Consider the following 21267-nt stretch of genomic DNA (forward strand, 5'->3'; position numbering starts at 1 on the left):
GTCACCCATGTGGTTCTGGTTGATTGAAGAAGTCGAGTCGGTCCGCCGGTTTCTGGGATTGGGGGGCGACGTGCTGGTCGCCCTGTTCTTCCTGACCCTGATGATGTGGGCCCTGCTGCTGGAGCGCTGGTTCTACTTCATGGCGGTCTATCCCCAGCAGGTGAAACAGACCAAGACGGCCTGGCTGGCCCGCACCGATCACCTCTCCTGGTCCGCCAGGCAGATCCGCCGCGAGCTGGTCTCCCAGGTCGCCATGGCGGTGGACAAGGGGATGCCGGTCATCAAGGTGCTGATCGCCCTCTGCCCGCTGATGGGGCTGCTCGGGACCGTGGTAGGCATGGTGCAGGTGTTCGATACCCTGGCCATCACCGGCACCGGCTCCCCCAGGGCGATGGCCTCGGGGATCTCCAAGGCGACGGTACCGACCATGGCGGGCATGATTGCCGCCCTTTCCGGCCTGTTTTTTGTCAGCCGGCTCGATCACAAGGCCAAGCTGGCCGTGCAGAAGCTGGAAGACAACCTGAAACACGGCTGATGCAGGATGCACATCCCCGGCCGGGCCATGCCCGCCGGGGCACAGAACAAGCAAGGAGTTTTTGCCATGAGAAAACGTCACAGCGACAGCGGTGCTGACGAGGCGGCCATCGATTTGACCCCCATGCTGGACATCGTGTTCATCATGCTGATCTTCTTCATCGTCACCACCTCGTTCGTCAAGGAGTCCGGCGTGGAGATCAACCGCCCGAGCGCCAGCACGGCCGAGACGGTGAAGAAGGGGAACATCATGGTCGCGGTCCGCGAGAACGGCCAGGTCTGGGTCGACAAGCGCATCGTCGAAGTGGGCGCGGTGCGTGCCAACATCGAGCGGCTGCGGGCGGAGAACCCGGAGAGCGCCGTGGTGATCCAGGCCGACAGCGAATCCCGTTCCGGTCTGGTGGTGCAGGTCATGGACCAGATCCGCATGGCCGGTGTCCAGAACATCTCCATCGCCGCCGACAAGAGCAGCTGATGCCGGAGCGAATGCCATGAGATACCTGATATCGTTAGCGGTCTCCTGCGTGGTGGTGTTCTTCCTGTTCCTGGGAATGAACAAGCTCATCACGCCGGATCACCGGGAGCTGACGGAGCGGGAGGACGTCACCATGACCGACTTCATCCGCCTCAAGCCTCAGGAGACCTTGCAAGAGAAACAACGGGAACTGCCCAAACCGCCGCCCCCGAAACGCCCGCCTCCCCCGCCCGAGATGGAGGTGGCGAGCACGGACAGGCCGAAGATGGACAGCTCCCCCATGGACATGCCCAAACTCGACATCCCGGTCAACATCGGTGGCGGCAACGCCCTGGGTGCCTACAGCACCGGCGGCGGTGGCGGTGGCATGGGCGGCAACAACGGCGCCATCCCGATGGCGACCTTCGAGCCCATGATGCCCCGCAAGGCGGCCCTGGCCGGTCTTGCGTCCGGCAAGGTGCTGGTGGAGTTCACCGTCACCGAGCGCGGTACCGTGAGCAACATCCGCATCGTCAAGGAAGAGCCCCGCAGCTATGACCTCGGCAAGGCGGCGCGCCAGACCATCGCCAAGTGGACCTTCAAACCGGCCATGGTGGACGGCAAGCCGCAGGCCAGTCGCATGCAGCAAGAGATCGAGTTTGCGACCAACTAAGGAGGGTGGCGATGAAAAAGTTACATACCCTGATCCTCGCCCCGGTGGCCATGGCGGTGCTGCTCAGCACCGCCACCTGGGCCGCCGAACAACCCGCCCTGTCTGACCGCGCCTACCGCGCGGTCAACAAGGCCCAGGCGTTGATCACCGAGAAGAAATACGGCGAGGCCAATGCCAAGCTGCAGGAGGCGCTGTCCGGCGCTGGCGAGCGGGTCTACGACAAGGGGGTCATTTTGCAGACCCTGGGCTTCGTGGCGGCGCAGCAGGAGAAGTACGGTCAGGCGACCAAGTACTTCGCCGACGCCATCGCCACCGGCGGCCTGCCGCCCCCGGTGGCCCAGCAGGTGCGCTACAACCTGGCCCAGCTCTACATGGCGGAGGGGAACTTCAAGGGTTCCATCAACACCATGAAGGAGTGGTTCGCAAACCTCGGCAAGGACGAGAAGCCGACCCCGCACGCCTACATCACCCTGGCCAACGCCCATGTGCAGCTCAAGCAGTACCGGGAAGCCATTCCGGCGGTGGACAACGCGATCAAGCTCTCCGCGGGCAAGGCGCCGGAGTCCTGGTACCTGCTGAAGATGGCGGCCCACTACGAGCTGAAACAGTACAAGCCGGCCACCGAGGTGCTGACCGCCCTGGTGGACCGCTACCCGGAGAAGAAGAAGTACTGGACCCAGCTCTCGGCCATGCACATGCAGGCGGGCAACGATGCCAAGGCCCTGGCGGCACTGGAAGGGGCCTACAACCTCGGCATGCTGACCGAAGCCAACGAGTTGCAGCGGCTCGCCAACTACCTCGCCTTCGCCGGCATTCCCCACCGCGCCGCCCGCGTGATGGAGAAAGCCATGAAGGAGGGGCAGATCGAGAGCACCGCGGCCAACTACAAGACGCTGGCCAACTACTGGCATCAGGCCAAGGAGCTGGACCCGGCCATCGACACCCTGGCCAAGTCCTACAAGCTGGCCCCCAATGCCGAGCTGCAGCTCAAGATGGCGCGCATGATGATCCAGAGCAAGCGCTACCAGGATCTGGTGGCCTTCGCCGCCAAACCTGCCGCCAACGCCAGCGGCGAGCAGCGGGCGGACCTGAAGTTCCTGACCGGGGTCGCCTATTTTGAGCAGCAAAAGCCCAAGGAGGCGCTCTCCGCCTTCACTCAGGCCGCCCAGAATGGCAATGTCAGTGGTCGCGCTTCCCCCTGGATCAGCTTCTTGAAAGAGCAGCAGGGCGGCGCCGTCACCCAATAAAGCTGCGCGGCCCGGCTGGCGGGGCGGGGATCTCCCCAACTCGGCATCCGGGCCGCGACACATCGACAAGGGGGTCACCCCGCAGATTGCCTTGGTGGCAATTGGCCGCTCTTCGGAGCGGTCTTTTTTATGGCACCGCCCCTGCCCTTTCCCCCCCCTTCTCCTGATACAAGGCACAAAAAAATCCGGAGCCTGGGCTCCGGATTGGGTCGTTGCGTTGCGAGAAAACAGGCCATGCAAAGTGCCGGCCTGCCGCTCAAACGGTCATCAGTAGCTGCACACCAGCTTCCAGCTGCCGTCGCCCACTCTGAGTTCGCTGCTGGTATAGCAGCCTGGACAACTCAGTAGCTGCATATCAGTTTCCAGCTGCCGTCGCCCGCCTTGGGCTCGCTGCTGGTCCACCAGTTGGCCTGCCACACCGCCTTGCCGTTGGTCATGCGGTCGTTGCCATTGGCGTGATCCCCGCGCGGCCAGGTCGGATAGGCATTGTAGTCCGCCGGGTTGACGTTCTGGCTGGCACAGGTGGTGCCACCGCTGCCGCCGTCACCACCACCACTGCTGCCCAGCACCGCCTCGGCCAGGGCCGGGAAGTCGGACTTCAGGCCTATGGTCTGGCTGCCGGCAATCAGGCGCATGCCACTCGGCACGCCGGCGGCCGGCAGGTAGTAGGTCATGGCCACTTCCACGTCGGTGCCCGGCGTCCAGGCTTTCCAGGCCGGCAGCGTCAGAGCCACCTTGTGGAAGTCCTTCTCATTGGCGATGCCGTCCGAGTTCTGGTTGCCACCGCTCTCCACCACTTTCAGTCCCATGCCGCTCTGGTCGGTGATGGTGTCTGAGGTGGAGGTGGGGACCAGGAACTCGATGCGGGTGCCGCCTGGAATGGTCTGGGTCGACTTGTTGGTGAGCTTGAGGGTCGGGTTGATCGGGTAGTTGGAGTCCCCTTCCTTGAAGCCGGAGAGGCTCACGCCGATGTCGAGCTGGGCGGCCGGCGCCGGCAGATCATTCTGCTTCAGGGCCGCCTTGTCGGCATTGCTGAACTTCTCGTAGGCGAGGCTGGTGAGGGTGCTGCCCATCACGTACTCGTTCTTCGCGGCGTCGAAGTCATAGTCCCCCGCCATCTCCCAGAACATGACGCCCCCGAGGCCACGTTTGACGATGTAGTCGAGCTTGTGACCCATGGACTCTTCATCTTCGGTGGAGAGGAACACCTTCTTCTGCTCGTTCCAGAGCCAGGGCGCATGGGCCTTGTCGTCGTAGTAACGCACATACTGGCCTTGCATCACGTGGGCCGGGTTGTTGGGATCCAGACCCCAGGCCTGGCCGTAGCTCGGCAGGGTGGTGATGCCGAGGCTGGCCGCGTGCTCCAGGTTCTTGGCATGCCACATGGGCACGGCGCCACCGCCAATCTCCTTGCCGTTCTTGTCAAGGTCATGCCAGATGTTGTCGATGCCCACCGCCCCGTTGCCGCACGGAATGGTGCTGCCACAGGTGCCCGGCTGGCAATCGCTCTGGCTCGGCAGCGCCGCCTTGCCACCCAGACCGTGGGTGCCACCGGTGACCCCCTGCCAGCCACGGGTGTAATAGGGCACCCCTATGTTGATCTTGCCCGCCGCCAGGGCACCACGGAAGTAGTGGGCCGCCCAGGCGGAGTTGAGATAGCCGATGCCGCCAAACTGGGCCTGGGTGTAGACACCCCACTGGGACAACTCGGGATCCGCCTTGTTGTCGAACAGGGCGGCGTTGTGACCGACAAAGTGGTTCCAGGCACCGTGGAAGTCATAGGTCATCAGGTTGACGTAGTCGAGGTACTGGGTGACCTGGAAGTTCTCCATGCCGCGCAGCAGGTAGGCCGAGGCCGGCGAGGCGATGGTCAGCATGTACTTGCGACCGTCCTCGGTGCCGGCGCTGTCGAGCTTGTTGCGCAGGGTCTTCATCAGCACTTCATAGTTCGCAAAGAGCTTGCCGCGACACTGGTTGGAGAGCGGGAAATCGTTGGGGTTGCCCGCATCCTTCATGGAGGTGGGGTACTCGTAGTCGATATCCACCCCATCGAAGCCGTACTGGCGGATGAAGCCCACGGCCGAGTCGGCAAAGGCGTTGATGCCGGCGGTGTTGACCGAGCAGTCGCCCTTGGTGGTGGCGGCGTAGAAGCCGCGGGTATCGGCCCAGCCCCCGACGGAGATGAGGGTCTTCACGTCCGGGTACTGCTTCTTGTACTTGGACAGCAGGTTGAAGTGACCCTGATAGGCGAACTCCGGATCCATCTCGGCGCCCGGCACCCCGTTCCAGGTCAGCTTGGTAGCGGCGTCATCCACCTTGATGGTGTGACTCTGCTCGTCCACCGCCGCGAAGGCGTAGTTGATGTGGGTGATCTTGTCCCAGGGAATGTCGCTCACTAGGTAGGCGGGCAGGCCGTTCTTGCCGGTGCGCCAGGAGGTGAAATACCCGATGACGCGGCGGCCGTGGTCATCCCCCATGCACTCGCTGCCGTCGGCGCGGTAGATCTGGCGCACGTCGCAGGAGAGGTTGCCGCCGGTGGGGGGCAGGGCCGCCTCTTCCACCTGCACGTCCACCTGGGCCGACTCGCCAGAGAGGTTGGTCTTGTCGGTCGCCACCAGCTTGAGGCCGGTCAGCCCCTTGTTCTGGGGCGTCCAGCTCAGCTGCCAGGGGGCGCTGGTGTCCTCGCCCACCTTCTGGCCATTCACGAAGAGCTCGACCTTGGCGACGTCGTCGTTGGCGTCGGTGACATTGCCGCTCACGGTGAAGGCGCGGCCCAGGGTCACCCTGGCGCCGGCGGCCGGGCTTGCGATGCTCACCCTGGGCGCCTCTGGCGCCACCACGGCGGCGACCTTGAAGCTCGAATCCGCCTCGCTCAGCACCTTGCCGTCTTTATCCAGCGCCCGGGCCTTGAGGGCGTGATTGCCCGCACCGGCGGCAGACCAGCTGGCACTCCAGGGAGAAGCCGTGGCGGTGGCGACCAGAGCGCCGTCGATGAGGTATTCCACCCGGGCGAGCGCCGTGACCGGGCCGCTCAGCGTGACCGCCAGGGCCACACTGGTCCCCTCGCTGACGCTGGCACCCACGACGGGGGAGCCGATGGCGACGACCAGGGCCGGCGGCGACACCTCGCCACCATACAGCTTCCAGGCATCGGCCCAGACCACCCCCACCCCGGGGGCGTAGTGATAGGGGGACGCGCCGCACCAGCCGGAGTAAGGGAATTCCTTGCATTCATAGAGGGCGCCTGCGTTGCTGACGATGTCGCCAGCCTTGTAGGCGGTGCCGGCCTGATAGGCGGGGTAAGCGGCCTGCGCCCAGGCAGGGACGGCCGCAAGGGCGACCAGCATGGCAAGCCTGCTGGGCCTCAAGATCTGTTGCATATTGTTATCTTCCTTGTTTTGTCTTGGCTTCAATGCCGGGAAAAGCGCAATCGCAACAGGGAACAAGGGAGCGACAACAGGCCATGGACGGGCCACAAACCCTCAAGTCACCCTGGGTAACCCCGCTGTCTGGCCCGGATGGGACAGATCGGAGGCTTTGCGTCCCGGCATCACTGCCGGTTTGCCCTTTGCCTGGGTTCCGTGAGGAACGGCTCGAGTATAGGAAGCAAGTGACCACTGCTCAATCTTTATTCTCGAAGGAAAATATGTGAATGCTGGCGGCCTCACACTTTTCGCTCCCACCTGATGACAAATAGATCATCAATATCAAACTGTTAGCCACGTCAAAAAATGGCAGATGGGCTCCTTTGTCTCCTCATAATGTGCGTTGGTTCACTGGTCAGAGCTGCCAGAAATGTGACAATGCGCGCCCTTGGCCACGATGCCAAGGCTATGGAAACACTGGCAAAAATAAAAAAAGGAATACCCATGAAAGGAACACCTACCCTGCTGTCGCTGGCCGTGGGGCTCGCCCTCGCGTCCCCGTCTCTCTACGCCGCCGGCTTCAGTTGCCCGGCCGACAGTGCCCTCACCCCCATCCCCGCCATCCAGGGCAGCGGCGACAAGAGCCCCCTCGTCCCGGACGATCAGTTCGAAAGCGCCCAGAGCGTCTCGGTCAAGGCGGTGGTCTCGGGTCTGGGGGAAAGCCTCAACAAGGGCTTCTACCTGCTGGATGTGCAGGGGGACGGCAACCCCGAGACGTCGGACGGCATTTTCGTCTACCTCAACGACAAGAACTTCGCCAGCAAGTACCCGGACATCCAGCCGGGCGCCCTGGTCTGTCTGGAGGCCAAGGTCGAGGAGTATTACGGCCACACCCAGCTCAAGCCCCTGTTTGACGGCAGCACGCCGCGCCTGACAACCCTGGCCCAGGGCGCCGCCCCGGCCGCCACGGCGCTGCGGGTACTGGAGGGGGAACCCCTGGCCCGGGCCCTGGAGCGTCACGAAGGGATGCGGGTACGCCTTGACGCCGACAGCGCCCTCAAGATAAGCCGCAACTTCAGCTACGACTATGCCGCCCGGCGCAACAACCTGGTGCTCGCTCACGGCGCCCCGCTGATGAAGCCGACCCAGCTCCATGTGGCAAGCAGCCCCGAGGCCGTGGCGCTGGCCGAGGCCAACGCCAGCAACCGCGTCTTCCTCGAGTCGGACGTCAAGGCGGGGGACGGCAAGCTCCCCTGGCTGCCCGCCTGGGAGCCGGAGCAGGGTTACCTGCGCATCGGCGATGCCCCGGTCAATCTGGAGGCCATGGTCGGCTACAGCTACAACGAGTACCGCCTGATCGTGCCCCGGGATCAGACCATCACCGCGGGGGATCTGCTGCGCACCGGCGACAACGACCGCCAGAGCGCCCCGGCCCGCCTGGATGGCACTGACCTTCGCATCGGCAGCTTCAACGTGCTCAACTACTTCACCAGCCACTCCAGCGTGGGGGGTGCCCTCAACGTGCTCTGCGCGGATCAGGCGGATGCGGACAGCGCCAAGGGCTGCAACCGCGGCGCCAAGAGCCTGGAGGAGTTCCAGTTGCAGCGCGCCAAGATCGTCAACGCCATCACCGAAATGGACGCCGACCTGCTCGGCCTGATGGAGATGGAGAACAACGGCTTTGACGAGCACGCCGCCCTCCACGATCTGGTGGAGAGCCTCAACGCCAGGCAGAAGGAGGCGAGCAAGCACTACGCCTTCGTCACCCTGCCCAAGGCCCTGCTCACGGAGGATCGCTTCTTTGGGGGCGACGCCATCATGGTGGCCATGATCTACCGCCCCGCCCTGCTCACCCCGAGCGGGGATGCCGACGTCATCCCCCTGCCCCAGCAGCGCTACACCACGGGCGGCGTCACCAAGAGCGCCGGTCAGCGGGACTCCCTGGTCCAGCGCTTCACCGTGGCGGGCAGCGACGCCCCCCTGACCCTGGTGGTCAACCACCTCAAGTCCAAGGGGTCGGGCTGCTATGAAAACGGGGATGGCAAGACGGAGCCTGCGGATCTGCAGGGCAAGTGCACCGAGTTTCGGGTGAGCGCCGCCAAGGTGCTGGGGGAGGCGGTGAGCAAGATGCCGGGGCAGGTGCTGCTGGTGGGGGACTTCAACTCCTACGCCAAGGAGGATCCCATCCGGGTGCTGACCGACTATGCGCCGGTCGCGGGGGAGCGCCAGATCCGCTCCGCCTCCCACACCTACATCGGCGACAAGCCCTATGAGCAGATGGGCCAGACGGTGGCCAAGGGTTACGGCCTGGTGGATCTGAACGTCAAGTTCAACCAGGAGAAGGCCATCTCCTACAGCTACGAAGCCGAGCTCGGCACCCTGGACTACGCTCTCGCCAACCCGGCGCTGGCTGACAAGGTGGTGGCGGTGGCCGACTGGCACATCAACTCCTTCGAGAGCAACCTGTTCGAATATGGCAGCGCCTACACCGGCGACCTCATCAAGTCGGACAACCCCTTCAGCGCCTCGGACCACGACCCCGTCATCGTCGATCTCAAGCTCAAGGAAGCGAGCAAGGGGGGTGGCGGCGCCATGGGCGCCCTGCTGCTGGCCCTGTTGCCGCTCGCCTGGCGGCGTCGTCGCTAAGACGCGGCATCCTCGATGCCAGGTGCAAAGCCCGCGATGATCGCGGGCTTTTTTTGTGCCAGGGCCATTTGAAAAACAAATGCAAAAGGCCACATCATGGGATTAATAAATGCCCTGTTGCCCCGTCTCACCCCTTTCCCGGGGGGCTGGCACCCTGTCGACGGGGAAACCCGGTGTTGACACCAGGGGCCGGATAGCGTATCCCGCAGGTTGCCGAACGAGCCCACCGCCACGCGGCAGAGGATGGCATCGCGCAGCCCGCGCCGTGGCCATGGCGGCATCGGCGCCAATCCTCACCCTCACCCCCGTCAGCGGCGGCCAGAGCCGCTGATGCCCTCGCGGACAGGGTGAAGCGCCATTTGCCAGACAAATGCAAAGGGCGAGATCATGGGAAATCCAAATGACAGGCAAACAAAAAGGCCACCGCGATGCGGTGGCCTTGGTGCTTTCTTGCGAAAGATGGTGGAGCTACGCGGGATCGAACCGCGGACCTCTTGCATGCCATGCAAGCGCTCTCCCAGCTGAGCTATAACCCCGATGTGTGTGAGTGACGCTGAATCACTCTGAATTTGGTGGAGCTACGCGGGATCGAACCGCGGACCTCTTGCATGCCATGCAAGCGCTCTCCCAGCTGAGCTATAACCCCAAATTCGGTACTCAATGAATGGTTCTGGCGGCCATTCATCCTCAATAATGGTGGAGCTACGCGGGATCGAACCGCGGACCTCTTGCATGCCATGCAAGCGCTCTCCCAGCTGAGCTATAACCCCACAAAGGTCGGCCTGGGTGATACACACCGCACTGCCCTGGGTACTTCATGTCAATCGGGAACCTGGTGGAGCTACGCGGGATCGAACCGCGGACCTCTTGCATGCCATGCAAGCGCTCTCCCAGCTGAGCTATAACCCCTTGGATTCCAGATTGTTCGAGGAGAATTTGGTGGAGCTACGCGGGATCGAACCGCGGACCTCTTGCATGCCATGCAAGCGCTCTCCCAGCTGAGCTATAACCCCAACTCACCTCGGCGCTACCAAAGTTATCTCTGGCAACGGAGGCGCATGATAGGCATCACCCGCTTTGCTGTCAACCCAAAATTCTCGCCCACTGGAGCGTTTAGTCAAAATTCAGGCAGTTAGCTGTTTTTACCGCCAACCTCGTCTCTATGTCGCTGTTTTACGTCGCAAATCCGCTTGAGGCCAAAATACGAAGGGCCCCCGTCAGGGAGCCCTTTTCATGCCATGGCCGATGTTTATTCAGCGGCCATGCGCGCGTCGATATACGCCAGGGCGCGGTCGATGCGGGCCAGTACACGCTCTTTTCCGACCAGCGCCATCACGGCGTCGATGGCAGGGGATTGACCCAGACCGGTGACGGCCACACGCAGCGGCATACCAACCTTGCCCATGCCCTGACCCAGCTCGGCAGCGGTCGCTTCAATCAGCTCGTGCAGCGCTTCGGTAGTCCAGCTATCCAGGGCAGCCAGCTTGGTTTTGGCCAGCGCCAGCGGCTCGGCAGCCACACCGCGCAGGTGCTTCTTGGCTGCCGCTTCGTCGATGGCCTCGTACTCTTCGAACAGGTAGCGGCTCTGGGCAGCCATCTCGACCAGGGTGTTGCAGCGCTCGGCCAGCAGGGTGACCACGTCGGCCAGCGCCGGGCCATTGCTGGTGTCGATCTGCTGGTGTTCCATGTGCCATGCCAGGTGCTTGGCAACATAAGCCGGATCCAGGCTGCGCATGTAGTGGTTGTTCAGCCACAAGAGCTTGTCGGTGTTGAAGGCGGAGGCGGACTTGGAGATGGCATCCAGGCTGAACAGCTTGATCATCTCGTCGAGGCTGAAGATCTCCTGATCCCCGTGGGACCAGCCCAGACGCACCAGATAGTTCAGCAGCGCTTCCGGCAGGTAACCGTCGTCGCGGTACTGCATCACGGAGACCGCACCGTGGCGCTTGGAGAGTTTGGCGCCGTCGTCACCCAGGATCATGGAGACGTGGGCAAACTCCGGTACCGGCGCGTTCAGCGCCTTGTAGATGTTGATCTGGCGCGGGGTGTTGTTGATGTGGTCTTCCCCACGCACCACGTGGGTGATCTCCATGTCCCAGTCATCGACCACCACGCAGAAGTTGTAGGTCGGCGCGCCATCGGTACGGCGGATGATCAGATCGTCCAGCTCGGTGTTGGCGAACTCGATGCGGCCACGGACGTGGTCATCGAACACCACGGAGCCTTCGGTCGGGTTGCGGAAGCGAATGACGTGCGGCGCATCGGCCGGGTGATCGTGGTCGCCATCCCGGCACTTGCCGTCATAGCGGGGCTTCTCGCCGTTGGCCATCTGGCCTTCGCGCAGCGCTTCCAGCCGCTCCTTGGAGCAGTAGCACTTGTAGGCACGGCCGTCCGCCAGCATCTCGTCGATGAGGCCGTTGTAGCGATCGAAGCGCTTGGTCTGGTAGTAGGGGCCCTCATCCCAGTTCAGCTCCAGCCATTCCATGCCCTCAATGATGGCGTCGATGGCCTCCTGAGTGGAACGTTCCAGATCGGTATCCTCGATACGCAGCACAAACTCACCGCCCTGGTTCTTTGCAAACAACCAGGAATAGAGTGCGGTACGGGCACCGCCGACATGCAAAAAGCCGGTCGGGCTGGGAGCAAAACGGGTTTTGACTTTCATCTTTAAGCCTTGTGTAGAGGGCCTTGGGCCAATTCGTTAAAAAAAACCGTCGCATTTTAGCACCGACAATGACGGATGGGAAAACCATGGCGAGGCAGAGGGGAAAATAGGGTCTATTCCCGCAAAAACCGCTGTTTTAGAGTGATGTCTCAGAATTTTCCCTTTTTTCCCGCTTAGCTAGGCGAGGTCGCTGGAGAGATCTCCCGCACAGCCGATACTTCAGTCACCCCGTCAACGAACCCTCAACGATACAAGGAACGCGCGATGCAGTTTCGTTCTATCCAGAATCGTATCCTGGTACTGGCCGGTGTCGCCATGACCACGGCCCTGGTCATCCTGATCCTGCTCAACCAGTATTCAGGCCGGCAGACCCAGCAGCTCACCATCGACTCCAGTCGCGCCGCCCTGCAACAGGAGGCGTGGCAGAAGGTGAGCGCCAACGCCCGTGCCGAGGCCGCCACCATCACCCAGCTGCTGCAAAAGGGGCTCTCCTACACCCAGCAGATGGCCAGCGTCTTCGCCCGCCAGCAGGAGGGCAAGCTGCCGCTGGATCGCCAGCAGGCCACCGACCTGCTCAAGGCCCAGCTTGCTTTGGAGCCCCAGCTCTATGGCGCCTTCGCGGGCTTCGAGCCCAACGGCTTCGACGGCCAGGACGAAAGCTTCGCCGGCCAGAGCGCGCTCGGCAGTGACGACAAGGGGCGCTTCGTTCCCTATTTCTATCGCGACAAGGAGAGCATAGGCACCGACCTGCTGCTCTCCATCGAGAAGAGCGATCCGGACGAGTTCGGCAACCCGGCCAACGACTACTACGCCTGCCCGAAACGGGAGGGGCGCCCCTGCCTCATCGACCCCTTCAAGGTGGACATCAACGGCCAGCAGGTGCTGGTGAGCACCATCACCACCCCCATCCTGGTGGATGGCCGGTTCAAGGGCATCGCCGCGCTGGATCTGGCGGTGGACTCCATCAGCCGCCAGGCCCAGTCCCTCAACAGCAACATCTATGACGGCAAGGGGGAAACCTTGATCGTCAGCGCCGCCGGCGTCATCACCGGTACCAGCGGCGACGCCAGCCTGCTCGGCAGCCGCGCCGACAAGGTGCTCGGCAACGGCTGGCAGCAGTACCTCAAACCGGACGTGCAGCGCCAGGAGCTCACCGACGCGTTCCGTATCTCGGTGCCCATCGCGGTGCCCGGCATGGCCCGAAACTGGGCCATCATCGTCACCCTGCCCTACAAGGTGGTGCTGGCGGGAGCGGACGAGCTGGCACGCCAGCTCACCGACATGAACCGCGCCGCCATGACCCAGCAGCTCATCGGTGCCCTCATCGTACTGGCGCTGGCCCTTGGCACCATGCTGGTCATTGCCCGCAGCATCACGGGCCCCATCCGCCAGATGGTCAGCCTGGTGGATGACATCGCCGACGGCGAGGGGGATCTCACCAAGCGCCTGGAAACTCGCTCACGGGACGAGCTGGGGGCCCTGGCCCGGGGCATCAATCGCTTCATCGACAAGCTGCAGGCCTTGCTCGGGGATGTGCAGAAGACCGCGAGCGAGGTCCATCGCCACGCCGGGGATACCGATCGCATCGCCGGCCAGACCGACACCAACCTGCAGCATCACCAGGCGGAAATGGAGCAGATGCTGACCGCGGTACAGGAGATGTCCTACGTCAGCCAGGAGGTGGCCACCCACGCCAACAACACCGCCGACTCCGCCAAGCAGGCCCAGAGCGCGGCGGACGAGGGCAAGGTACGCTTCCAGCGGGTGATCCACTCCATGCACAAGGTGGCCGCCGAGGCGGGCAAGGGAGCCGAAGTGGTGGAAGGGCTGGCTCACGACAGCGAGCAGATCACCAGCATCCTCACCGTCATCCAGGGGATCGCCGATCAGACCAACCTGCTGGCGCTCAACGCCGCCATCGAGGCGGCCCGGGCCGGCGAGCAGGGGCGCGGTTTTGCGGTGGTGGCCGACGAGGTGCGCAAGCTGGCGGGCAACACCCAGCAGGCGGTGCAGAATACCCAGGAGCTGATCGACAAGATCCGCCACAGCTCCACCAACGCGGTCAACGCCATCCAGCAGAGCCAGCAGCTGACCCATCAGGCGGTGGGGGAAGCGGATCAGGCGGAGGCGGCCCTCGGCAGCATCTTCCAGGCCATCGCCACCATCAACGACATGACCTACCAGATCGCCTCCGCCGCCGAGGAGCAGAGCTCGGTTTCCGAGACTGTCTCCGGCAATCTGTCAAAAACCAGCGCACTGGCCAACGACATCGCCAGGGACGCCACCAGCACGGCCAACGCCAGTCAGGCCTTGCGTCAGGCGGCGGAACGTTTGCAGCAATTGTTGGGTCAGTTTCGTCTCAGCTGATAATTTTCATGCTCCGGACTCTCCCCCTCGGGGACGAGTCCGTTTACCATAGGCGGCATATTTGCCTGATGGCAGGCAATGTAGTGAGAGGTAAATGCCGTGCCCACCCCGGACCGTCGCCCACGTGGCCATAACAGACGAGCCCAGCAGCGTCGCCAAGACGAATCACAAGGAACCCTGCTCCAACGTATCAACGCGGCTACCCTGCCCCTGCGCCAGCGTCTCGGCCAGGGTATGAGTGGCCTGGGTCAGCGCAACAAGGAGCCGAAGGCGGCCTCGTTCAAGCTGGCAAGCCCCCTGCCCCGCAAACACACCATAGGGTTGCTGGTGCTGATCCCGCTCTGGCTGCTGGTGCTGGCCTGGGAGCCCGCCCCCGCCGCCCCGACCACGGCGCCGTCAGGCTCCCTGGCGGTCCCCCTGGCCGTGCCGGCCCAGGCCCTGACCGTCGGCAACGCCGGTGAGCTCCAGGCCGCCAAGCCCGTCGAGGAAAAAGTGGATGGCACCTGGTTGCAGCACGACGTGCAGGCCGGTGAAACCCTCTACTCCATCTTCCGCAAGTTCGAGCTGCCGGGGGCCGAGCTCAGCCGGCTCATCGCCATCGAAGGGCCGGACAGGCCGCTGACCCGGCTGCAGTCGGGCAAGTCGGTGTTCATCCTGGTGGACACCAGCCGCCGCATCCAGCGGGTCGAGGTCCGCTCTCTGGGTCAGGTCAGCTACCGCTACGACCGCCAGGGGGAAGGGTTCGCCCTCAAGGAATAAGGGGGCTCGACCACCCCCCCTTATGCAGACGGGAGGCCATGGCCTCCCGTTTTTTTTGATGTGAAGCATGAAACAAGCTGCTGACTTCACAATACTTTTAGCTCGCTCAAAAAATGAAAAGTGCCAAATTGACAAGGGATCGGGCTCCAGTACAATCGGTCAGGCTTTAGACAGGGATTGTGCTACATGCTACTGGGACAAAGAGACGTGGTCAGTCATGCTTCAACCCCTGACTTCCAGGCAAATGCTGCCCAACCAGGCTTAGTTTCATTTTGTTATAGATAGGACTTACCACATGTCTGACATTCGCACCGGCCAAGTAAAATGGTTCAACGAAACCAAGGGTTTTGGCTTCATCGAGCAATCCCAGGGACCGGACGTTTTCGTTCACTTCTCCTCCATCCAGAGCGCAGGTTTCAAGACCCTGGCTGAAGGTCAAAAAGTCCAGTTCACTGTGACCCAGGGCAAAAAAGGCCCTCAGGCCGAGAACGTCACCGTTATCTGAGCCAGCGCCAGTGAACCCGTAGGAGGAGCCATCGCCCCTCCTATTTTTTTGCCCGCGATTTCCCCTCCCCGATCGGCAGAGCTCTTGCCGGGCTTGCCATCCCCACCTGCAAGCCGTTTATGGCCGCCACCAGCCGCTATAAATCAAAATGATGAGTTTTGGTTAAATGCCCCGGTTTTAACTTATACCGAGCCACTGTCTGTCATTCAGGCCCTGCCAAGCCTGTTAGCCGACCGCAAAGGGTTGTGCCCGATCTCCGGGAGGCTATTAGCAAGCAATACATCTTGGTCTTATGACTTGGGATGTGCGGGGAAGAGAGAAAGCAGGCAAACGCCGGATACGACAAATCATCGCGGCGCGATGTGATGGGGAATTCAAAGGGATTATGAGGACGTCGAAGAGAAATTGGAGCGGGAAACGAGACTCGAACTCGCGACCCCAGCCTTGGCAAGCGCGGATCATGCTCTACCAACAGGACGCGGCAGTGATGGTACTGAGAAACTGGATTCGTGTACTTGGGGGAGAGATTGAATTCGAAGGGTTCGAAGAGAGATTGGAGCGGGAAACGAGACTCGAACTCGCGACCCCGACCTTGGCAAGGTCGTGCTCTACCAACTGAGCTATTCCCGCAACAGAATGTCATCTGCAAGTGATTGGAGCGGGAAACGAGACTCGAACTCGCGACCCCGACCTTGGCAAGGTCGTGCTCTACCAACTGAGCTATTCCCGCATCGGAATATCACTTACATATTTTTGGAGCCAGCAACGAGACTCGCGCTCTCTACCACAACCTTGGCAAGCACTCAACATGCTCTACCAACGCAGTGACTCCGGCACTGCATATTGGAGCGGGAAACGAGACTCGAACTCGCGACCCCGACCTTGGCAAGGTCGTGCTCTACCAACTGAGCTATTCCCGCAACATGGATTGTCTTGAGGCTGTGCTGATGATTGGAGCGGGAAACGAGACTCGAACTCGCGACCCCGACCTTGGCAAGGTCGTGCTCTACCAACTGAGCTATTCCCGCATCGGAACGTCATCAGCAAACATTTTGGAGCGGGAAACGAGACTCGAACTCGCGACCCCGACCTTGGCAAGGTCGTGCTCTACCAACTGAGCTATTCCCGCAAAACCTGAAAACAGACCGTACAGCATTTGGTTGCTTGCGCTACTGTACGGGAGCCGAATTATAAGAGCAGACATTCCAATTGCAAGGGCTTTTTTGTCTGGTTGCAGCCGTTCGCTCAAAAGCTGGCCGAACTGCTGATTTTAGCAACCGAACGACGGCAAACCCTTGCCAGCCACTCAGATTTTGAAGACGTGGGCGCGGTAGAACTGCAGTTCGGCGATGGATTCGCGGATGTCGTCCAGCGCCTGGTGAGAGCCGCTCTTCTTGAATTGATCCAGCAGTTCAGGCTGCCAGCGACGGACCAGCTCCTTGATGGTGCTGACGTCCACGTTGCGGTAATGGAAGAAGGCTTCCAGATCGCTCATGTGCTTGACCATGAAGCGGCGATCCTGGCCGATGCTGTTGCCGCACAGGGGGCTGGTGCGCTCCGGCACCCACTGGCGAATGAAGGCGAGGGTCTCGGCAACGGCCTTGGCCTCGTCGTATTCACTCGCCTTGACCCGGGCCACCAGCCCGCTCTTGGTGTGGGTGTTGACGTTCCAGTCATCCATCTTGCCCAGCTCTTCCTCGCTCTGGTGGATGGCGATGACCGGCCCTTCGGCCAGCACGTTCAGGTCCTTGTCGGTGACGATGGTGGCGATCTCCAGTACCACGTTCTCTTCGGGGTCCAGACCCGTCATCTCCATGTCGATCCATACCAGGTTCTGCGCGCTGACTGTCATGATTGCTCTCTCTATTGGGAGGAATGGCGGAATTTTGCCAATTTGCATGTATCATACTGGCTTTGAATCTGTTCATAAACTGGCAAACCCCGTGGCAAAGAAAGCAAAACTCAATCTGGGTCAACAAAGGCGCGTCCAGGCCAACCGCGAGCGGCGGCTGCAAAAAGAGCACACCACTGTGGTAGATGACACCCTGTTCGGCCCCGCCATCGAAGGGGTGGTGATCAGCCGTTTCGGCCAGCACGCGGATGTCGAGGCGAGCGATGGTGCCATCCACCGCAGCAACCTGCGGCGCAGCAGCATCAGCAGCCTGGTGTGCGGCGACAAGGTGGTGTGGCGCCCCGGTCTCAATGCCGCGACTGCCGGCGTCATCGAGGCGGTGCACCCGCGCCACTCGGTGCTGACCCGGCCGGACTTCTACGACGGGGTCAAACCCATCGCCGCCAACATCGACCAGATCATCATCGTCTCGGCGGTGATGCCCGAGTTCTCCACCAACATCGTCGACCGCTACCTGGTGGCGGCAGAAGATGTGGAGATAGCGCCCCTCATCGTGCTGAACAAGGTCGACATGCTCGATGACGCGGCCCGCGCCCGTATCGAGCACCAGCTCGAGACCTACCGCAAGCTCGGTTACGAGGTGCTGCTGGTGAGCTGCGAGAGCGGTGAGGGCATCGACGCCCTCAAGGCGGCGCTCACCGACAAGATCAGCATCTTCGTCGGCCAGTCCGGGGTGGGCAAGTCGTCCCTCACCAACGCCCTGATGCCGGGGCTGGACGTGCTCACCGGCGAGATCTCCGAGAACTCGGGGCTCGGCCAGCACACCACCACCACGGCGCGGCTCTACCACTTCCCGAGCGGCGGCGATCTCATCGACTCCCCCGGGATCCGCGAGTTCGCCCTCTGGCACCTGGAAGCCGACCGCATCACCTGGTGCTTCGTCGAGTTTCGCGACTACCTGGGTGGCTGCAAGTTCCGCGACTGCACCCACAAGGATGATCCCGGCTGCGCCCTGCGCGCCGCGGTCGAAGCGGGCGCCATCAGCGCCGATCGCTTCCGCAACTATCACCGCATCCTGGAAACCATGCAGGAAGCCCGCCACGGTCGCCAACAGGCGCGGCTGTGACCCGTTCAACTCATTCCCAGATGAAGATCATGAGCATCACTGACAACCTGAAAATTGCCGGTCAATACTGCCTGCCCAAACACGCCCTCTCCCGCCTGGTGGGCAAACTTGCCGCCGCCGAAGCGGGCAACCTCACCACCAGGGTGATCGAGGCCTTTATCAAGCAGTACCAGGTCGACATGAGCGAGGCGCTGCACGAGAGCCCTGCCCACTACAAGAGCTTCAACGCCTTCTTCACCCGCGAGCTCAAGCCCGGCATCCGCCCCGTGGTGGAAGACGCCATGACCCTGGCCCTGCCGGTGGATGGCACCGTCAGCCAGCTCGGGCCGATCAGCCAAGGTCGCATCATTCAGGCCAAGGGCCACGACTACAGCGCCCGCGAGCTGCTGGGGGGCTATGAGGATCTGGTGGCCCCGTTCAAGGATGGCGACTTTGCCACCATCTATCTGGCACCCAAGGATTACCACCGCATCCACATGCCGCTGGATGGCGTGCTGGAGAGCATGGTGTTCGTACCCGGCGATCTCTTCTCCGTCAACCCGCTCACCGCCGAGAACGTGCCGAACCTGTTCGCCCGCAACGAGCGGGTGGTGGCCACCTTCCGCACCCCCCACGGCCCCATGGCGCTGGTGCTGGTCGGCGCCACCATAGTCGCCAGCATCGAGACCATCTGGGCCGGCAACATAGCGCCGACCAAAGAGAAGAAGGTGGTGCGCTGGGACTACACCGGCGATGAAGCCATCACCCTGCAAAAGGGGGCCGAGATGGGCCTGTTCAAGCTGGGCAGCACAGTCGTCTGCCTGTTTGGCCCGGGCATGCTGGCCGGTTTCGAGCCGCACCTGGCCAACGGGGTCACCACCCGCATGGGTCAGCCCTTTGCCACCCTGGCGGCGCAAGCATGAGCGATCAACCCGCTTCCCAGAAGAACAACCCGCTGCACGGGCTGACCCTGGAGGCCATCGTCACCGCCCTGGTCGCGCACTATGGCTGGGAAGCGCTGGGGCAGCAGATCAATATCCGCTGCTTCACCGATAATCCCAGCATCAAGTCCAGCCTGAAGTTCTTGCGCAAGACCCCCTGGGCCAGAGAGAAGGTCGAAAGCCTCTATCTGTACGTCCAGCGCAAGCAGGCCAAAGAGAAGGAGTGACGCCATGGCGTTCAAGATTACCTACACCTACAAGAAGCAGGCCAGGGAGATTGGCTACGCCAACGACAAGTTCAACAGCATCTATGATGCCGTTGCCGCCGCCGAGGGGATCGATCTGACCCGCTTCCACGCCATGGAAGAGCAGCTGGCCCAGGTGTGCCGCCGCGACAAGAAGAGCGTGAAGGATTACCGGGAGAACTACTTCAAGGAGCTGGGCTTCTCCAACATCGTCATCGAACGGGACGACAAGGAGTAAGCATGCGCACCCTGACCCTGATGGCCGCCTCCCTGCTGCTGGCCGCCTGCAACACGACACCGAGGGAGCCCCTGGTCGGCGCGGATCGCGACGAACATGGCTGCATCGGCAGCGCGGGTTATCAATGGTCGGCGCTGGCAGGCAAGTGCGTGCGGCTGTTCGAGCAGGGCATTCGCCTCAACCCGACCGATGCCGGTCAGACCGTCAGCGCCTTCGTGCTGTTCAATGCCGATCAGAGTCAGGCCGAGCTGACCCTGCCAGAGGGCGAGCCGATCCGGCTGATCCGCCTGGGCGAAGAGGGCAACTGGTCCTGGCAGGGCGGTGGCTATCAGCTCTTCCCCTGGAAGGGCTATGTGCTCAAAGCCGGCGACCATGTGCTCTATCACGGCGATCTGACCCCCTGATCCTCTGGCGTCATCCCTCCCCCCACGCCCTGATCGGCGCTGAGCAGGCATAAAAAAAGGTTCATCGCGGCTTTCCGGGGAAGGCCGCCTTGATTTTCAGAAAAAAGTATTCTGAGTCCCTAAATCCATATGCCATACGCTTTATCACTTTGATCTTGTTGTTCACCCCTTCCAGCACACTCGTGTGCATCGGGTAGTTTGCACTCGCCAGGATCCCCCGCATATATTTCGATAAATTTCGACCAAATCGTTGCAGCGGCGCTAGCCCGCTTTCCTTCACCTGCCGCATCCAGCTCCGCCATCGTCGCCATCCTTCCCACACGCTCGGCGCATACCAGATGCCCTTCAACGCCTCTTTCAGCACGTACACCATCGCCAGCGGTTGATTCGCCGCCAACAGCTCCTGCAACTTCACATCCTGTTTTTCACTCAGCTTCGCCCGATTACGTAGCAGCAACCAACGCGCACTTTTGACCACTTTTCGCGCCGGTTTATCGCTTTTCAGTGCATTCGCCTGCTCCACTCGCACCCGGTCCACCACCTCTCGGCCATAGCGAGCCACCACGTGGAACAGGTCGTAGACCACCTCCGCCTGCGGGCAGTGTTGCTTCACCTCCAGGTCGAACGCCGTGTTCATGTCCATCGCCACCGCCTCAATCTGCTGGCATCGCTCGCCGAGCTGCTCGAAGAAGGGACGGATAGCGGCCCGGCTGTTGCCGTGCCCCACCCACAGGACGCGGGTTCGCTCGGCATCCATGATCACGGTGGCATAGCGGTGTCCCTTGTGCAGGGCAAACTCATCCATCACCAGCCGCCGCACCTCCCCAAGTTCGATGGTGCCCACACTGGTCTGCAAACGGCGCTTGTCGATCTCCTTGATGGTGTGCCAACCGACCCCGGTGAGCTGGCTGACATGGCGGATGGGGAGGTACTGAACGAGCGCTTCAATCCAGCACTGCATGCGCCGGGTGAGGCGGGAGCCAGAGGGGAGCCAGTCGATATGTTCACTGACGCGACCACAGCGCAGACAGTCGACGCGGCGAACAGGCAGTTGTAACCAGACTTGTCGGTCAAATAGGTCTCGCTCACGCACCCGGCGGATACGTTGGTCGTGGATCAATGGCGTGGGTTGCAGGCATCGGCGACAACGGGGCAACAGGTCGGCGCGAGGCTCAAGGGTAAACAGGGTGTGATGGTTGGCAGAAAGCGCTTGGGCGATGACGGTATAACCTGGCCAGAAGGAGGCAATATCAATATGATGCACGGC

Annotated in this window: 17 protein-coding genes, 10 tRNA genes and 1 riboswitch; of the genes, 13 read left to right on the plus strand and 14 right to left on the minus strand. The window is 62.2% G+C overall.

Features of this window, described 5'->3' with window-relative positions; genetic code table 11:
* Positions 1–7 precede the first annotated feature (7 nt).
* The 4 genes from ACPW74_RS15125 (at position 8) to ACPW74_RS15140 (ending at position 2908) form a co-directional block, all read left to right on the plus strand.
* Positions 8–535, plus strand: a complete 528-nt coding sequence (locus ACPW74_RS15125; RefSeq protein ID WP_045525714.1) for a MotA/TolQ/ExbB proton channel family protein — start codon at positions 8–10, stop codon at positions 533–535.
* Between the two features lie 66 nt (positions 536–601).
* Positions 602–1009 carry an ExbD/TolR family protein gene (locus tag ACPW74_RS15130; protein ID WP_010675476.1) on the plus strand — a complete coding sequence of 136 codons (408 nt, stop codon included), beginning with the start codon at positions 602–604 and terminating at the stop codon, positions 1007–1009.
* Between the two features lie 16 nt (positions 1010–1025).
* On the plus strand, positions 1026–1661 hold the full coding sequence (locus ACPW74_RS15135; RefSeq protein ID WP_010675477.1) for an energy transducer TonB: 636 nt from the start codon (positions 1026–1028) through the stop codon (positions 1659–1661).
* An 11-nt stretch (positions 1662–1672) separates the two neighbouring features.
* Positions 1673–2908, plus strand: coding sequence for a tetratricopeptide repeat protein (locus tag ACPW74_RS15140; RefSeq protein WP_042014300.1), 1236 nt, complete (start codon positions 1673–1675; stop codon positions 2906–2908).
* Positions 2909–3249: 341 nt separating this feature from the next.
* Here ACPW74_RS15140 and ACPW74_RS15145 read toward each other — a convergent pair whose 3' ends face one another.
* Entirely contained in the window at positions 3250–6288 is a 3039-nt protein-coding gene (locus tag ACPW74_RS15145; protein ID WP_373872590.1) for a glycosyl hydrolase family 18 protein, read from the minus strand.
* Positions 6289–6400: 112 nt separating this feature from the next.
* Positions 6401–6484, minus strand: a riboswitch (cyclic di-GMP riboswitch).
* A gap of 293 nt (positions 6485–6777) precedes the next feature.
* Here ACPW74_RS15145 and ACPW74_RS15150 point away from each other — a divergent pair.
* Complete coding sequence (locus ACPW74_RS15150; protein ID WP_203762907.1) at positions 6778–8919, plus strand: ExeM/NucH family extracellular endonuclease; 2142 nt, start codon at positions 6778–6780, stop codon at positions 8917–8919.
* A 460-nt stretch (positions 8920–9379) separates the two neighbouring features.
* On the opposite strand, the gene ACPW74_RS15155 is transcribed toward ACPW74_RS15150, so the two are convergent.
* The 6 genes from ACPW74_RS15155 to gltX all read right to left on the minus strand — a co-directional run bounded on the left by ACPW74_RS15155 (position 9380) and on the right by gltX (position 11584).
* Positions 9380–9455 (minus strand) — tRNA-Ala (locus tag ACPW74_RS15155).
* Between the two features lie 34 nt (positions 9456–9489).
* Positions 9490–9565 (minus strand) — tRNA-Ala (locus ACPW74_RS15160).
* Positions 9566–9613: 48 nt separating this feature from the next.
* Positions 9614–9689, minus strand: a tRNA-Ala gene (locus ACPW74_RS15165).
* A gap of 63 nt (positions 9690–9752) precedes the next feature.
* Positions 9753–9828, minus strand: a tRNA-Ala gene (locus tag ACPW74_RS15170).
* Between the two features lie 28 nt (positions 9829–9856).
* A tRNA-Ala gene (locus ACPW74_RS15175) sits at positions 9857–9932 on the minus strand.
* A 236-nt stretch (positions 9933–10168) separates the two neighbouring features.
* A complete protein-coding gene (gene gltX / locus ACPW74_RS15180) occupies positions 10169–11584 on the minus strand; it encodes a glutamate--tRNA ligase (protein ID WP_223924608.1) in 1416 nt (471 codons plus the stop codon).
* Positions 11585–11848: 264 nt separating this feature from the next.
* On the opposite strand from gltX, the gene ACPW74_RS15185 reads away from it, so the two are divergent.
* From ACPW74_RS15185 to ACPW74_RS15195, 3 genes are all read left to right on the plus strand, one after another.
* The gene (locus ACPW74_RS15185) at positions 11849–13951 is read left to right on the plus strand and encodes a methyl-accepting chemotaxis protein (RefSeq protein WP_223924609.1); all 2103 of its coding nucleotides are present in this window, start codon (positions 11849–11851) and stop codon (positions 13949–13951) included.
* Between the two features lie 99 nt (positions 13952–14050).
* Complete coding sequence (locus tag ACPW74_RS15190) at positions 14051–14710, plus strand: LysM-like peptidoglycan-binding domain-containing protein (RefSeq protein ID WP_113977902.1); 660 nt, start codon at positions 14051–14053, stop codon at positions 14708–14710.
* A gap of 295 nt (positions 14711–15005) precedes the next feature.
* A complete protein-coding gene (locus ACPW74_RS15195) occupies positions 15006–15215 on the plus strand; it encodes a cold-shock protein (protein WP_005297820.1) in 210 nt (69 codons plus the stop codon).
* A 554-nt stretch (positions 15216–15769) separates the two neighbouring features.
* On the opposite strand, the gene ACPW74_RS15200 is transcribed toward ACPW74_RS15195, so the two are convergent.
* From ACPW74_RS15200 to orn, 6 genes are all read right to left on the minus strand, one after another.
* Positions 15770–15845: transfer RNA gene (locus ACPW74_RS15200), tRNA-Gly, on the minus strand.
* A 24-nt stretch (positions 15846–15869) separates the two neighbouring features.
* A tRNA-Gly gene (locus tag ACPW74_RS15205) sits at positions 15870–15945 on the minus strand.
* A 114-nt stretch (positions 15946–16059) separates the two neighbouring features.
* A tRNA-Gly gene (locus ACPW74_RS15210) sits at positions 16060–16135 on the minus strand.
* A 32-nt stretch (positions 16136–16167) separates the two neighbouring features.
* A tRNA-Gly gene (locus ACPW74_RS15215) sits at positions 16168–16243 on the minus strand.
* Between the two features lie 25 nt (positions 16244–16268).
* Positions 16269–16344, minus strand: a tRNA-Gly gene (locus ACPW74_RS15220).
* Between the two features lie 177 nt (positions 16345–16521).
* Complete coding sequence (orn, locus tag ACPW74_RS15225) at positions 16522–17067, minus strand: oligoribonuclease (RefSeq protein WP_042014296.1); 546 nt, start codon at positions 17065–17067, stop codon at positions 16522–16524.
* 91 nt (positions 17068–17158) lie between these two features.
* Between orn and rsgA the strand changes: the two genes are divergently transcribed.
* From rsgA to ACPW74_RS15250, 5 genes are read left to right on the plus strand one after another with little or no spacing between them, the layout of a single operon-like run.
* A complete protein-coding gene (gene rsgA / locus ACPW74_RS15230) occupies positions 17159–18193 on the plus strand; it encodes a small ribosomal subunit biogenesis GTPase RsgA (protein ID WP_223924610.1) in 1035 nt (344 codons plus the stop codon).
* 29 nt (positions 18194–18222) lie between these two features.
* Positions 18223–19095 (plus strand): archaetidylserine decarboxylase, encoded by an 873-nt coding sequence (asd, locus tag ACPW74_RS15235; protein WP_039040204.1) that lies wholly within the window; start codon positions 18223–18225, stop codon positions 19093–19095.
* Positions 19092–19340 (plus strand): VF530 family DNA-binding protein, encoded by a 249-nt coding sequence (locus tag ACPW74_RS15240; protein WP_041212447.1) that lies wholly within the window; start codon positions 19092–19094, stop codon positions 19338–19340. The genes asd and ACPW74_RS15240 overlap by 4 nt, the downstream gene beginning before the upstream one ends.
* Positions 19341–19344: 4 nt before the next feature.
* Complete coding sequence (locus tag ACPW74_RS15245; protein ID WP_124812693.1) at positions 19345–19596, plus strand: DUF2960 domain-containing protein; 252 nt, start codon at positions 19345–19347, stop codon at positions 19594–19596.
* Positions 19597–19598: 2 nt separating this feature from the next.
* Positions 19599–20000: a hypothetical protein gene (locus ACPW74_RS15250; RefSeq protein WP_124812695.1), complete on the plus strand. Its 402-nt coding sequence runs from the start codon at positions 19599–19601 to the stop codon at positions 19998–20000.
* Positions 20001–20061: 61 nt separating this feature from the next.
* Here the strand turns inward: ACPW74_RS15250 and ACPW74_RS15255 are convergent, their stop codons facing one another.
* A complete protein-coding gene (locus tag ACPW74_RS15255) occupies positions 20062–21264 on the minus strand; it encodes an ISL3-like element ISAeme19 family transposase (protein WP_084865641.1) in 1203 nt (400 codons plus the stop codon).
* Positions 21265–21267 lie beyond the last annotated feature (3 nt).

It is taken from the genome of Aeromonas sp. INTO2, assembly GCF_049860605.1.
Taxonomy (GTDB): Bacteria; Pseudomonadota; Gammaproteobacteria; order Enterobacterales; family Aeromonadaceae; genus Aeromonas; species Aeromonas caviae.

Bases quoted from the DNA above. Each gene is read 5' to 3' on its own strand.
- ACPW74_RS15125 (WP_045525714.1), top strand. From the start codon at position 8: ATGTGGTTCTGGTTGATTGAAGAAGTCGAGTCGGTCCGCCGGTTTCTG.
- ACPW74_RS15130 (WP_010675476.1), top strand. From the start codon at position 602: ATGAGAAAACGTCACAGCGACAGCGGTGCTGACGAGGCGGCCATCGAT.
- ACPW74_RS15135 (WP_010675477.1), top strand. From the start codon at position 1,026: ATGAGATACCTGATATCGTTAGCGGTCTCCTGCGTGGTGGTGTTCTTC.
- ACPW74_RS15140 (WP_042014300.1), top strand. From the start codon at position 1,673: ATGAAAAAGTTACATACCCTGATCCTCGCCCCGGTGGCCATGGCGGTG.
- ACPW74_RS15145 (WP_373872590.1), bottom strand. From the start codon at position 6,288: ATGCAACAGATCTTGAGGCCCAGCAGGCTTGCCATGCTGGTCGCCCTT.
- ACPW74_RS15150 (WP_203762907.1), top strand. From the start codon at position 6,778: ATGAAAGGAACACCTACCCTGCTGTCGCTGGCCGTGGGGCTCGCCCTC.
- gltX (WP_223924608.1), bottom strand. From the start codon at position 11,584: ATGAAAGTCAAAACCCGTTTTGCTCCCAGCCCGACCGGCTTTTTGCAT.
- ACPW74_RS15185 (WP_223924609.1), top strand. From the start codon at position 11,849: ATGCAGTTTCGTTCTATCCAGAATCGTATCCTGGTACTGGCCGGTGTC.
- ACPW74_RS15195 (WP_005297820.1), top strand. From the start codon at position 15,006: ATGTCTGACATTCGCACCGGCCAAGTAAAATGGTTCAACGAAACCAAG.
- orn (WP_042014296.1), bottom strand. From the start codon at position 17,067: ATGACAGTCAGCGCGCAGAACCTGGTATGGATCGACATGGAGATGACG.
- asd (WP_039040204.1), top strand. From the start codon at position 18,223: ATGAGCATCACTGACAACCTGAAAATTGCCGGTCAATACTGCCTGCCC.
- ACPW74_RS15240 (WP_041212447.1), top strand. From the start codon at position 19,092: ATGAGCGATCAACCCGCTTCCCAGAAGAACAACCCGCTGCACGGGCTG.
- ACPW74_RS15245 (WP_124812693.1), top strand. From the start codon at position 19,345: ATGGCGTTCAAGATTACCTACACCTACAAGAAGCAGGCCAGGGAGATT.
- ACPW74_RS15250 (WP_124812695.1), top strand. From the start codon at position 19,599: ATGCGCACCCTGACCCTGATGGCCGCCTCCCTGCTGCTGGCCGCCTGC.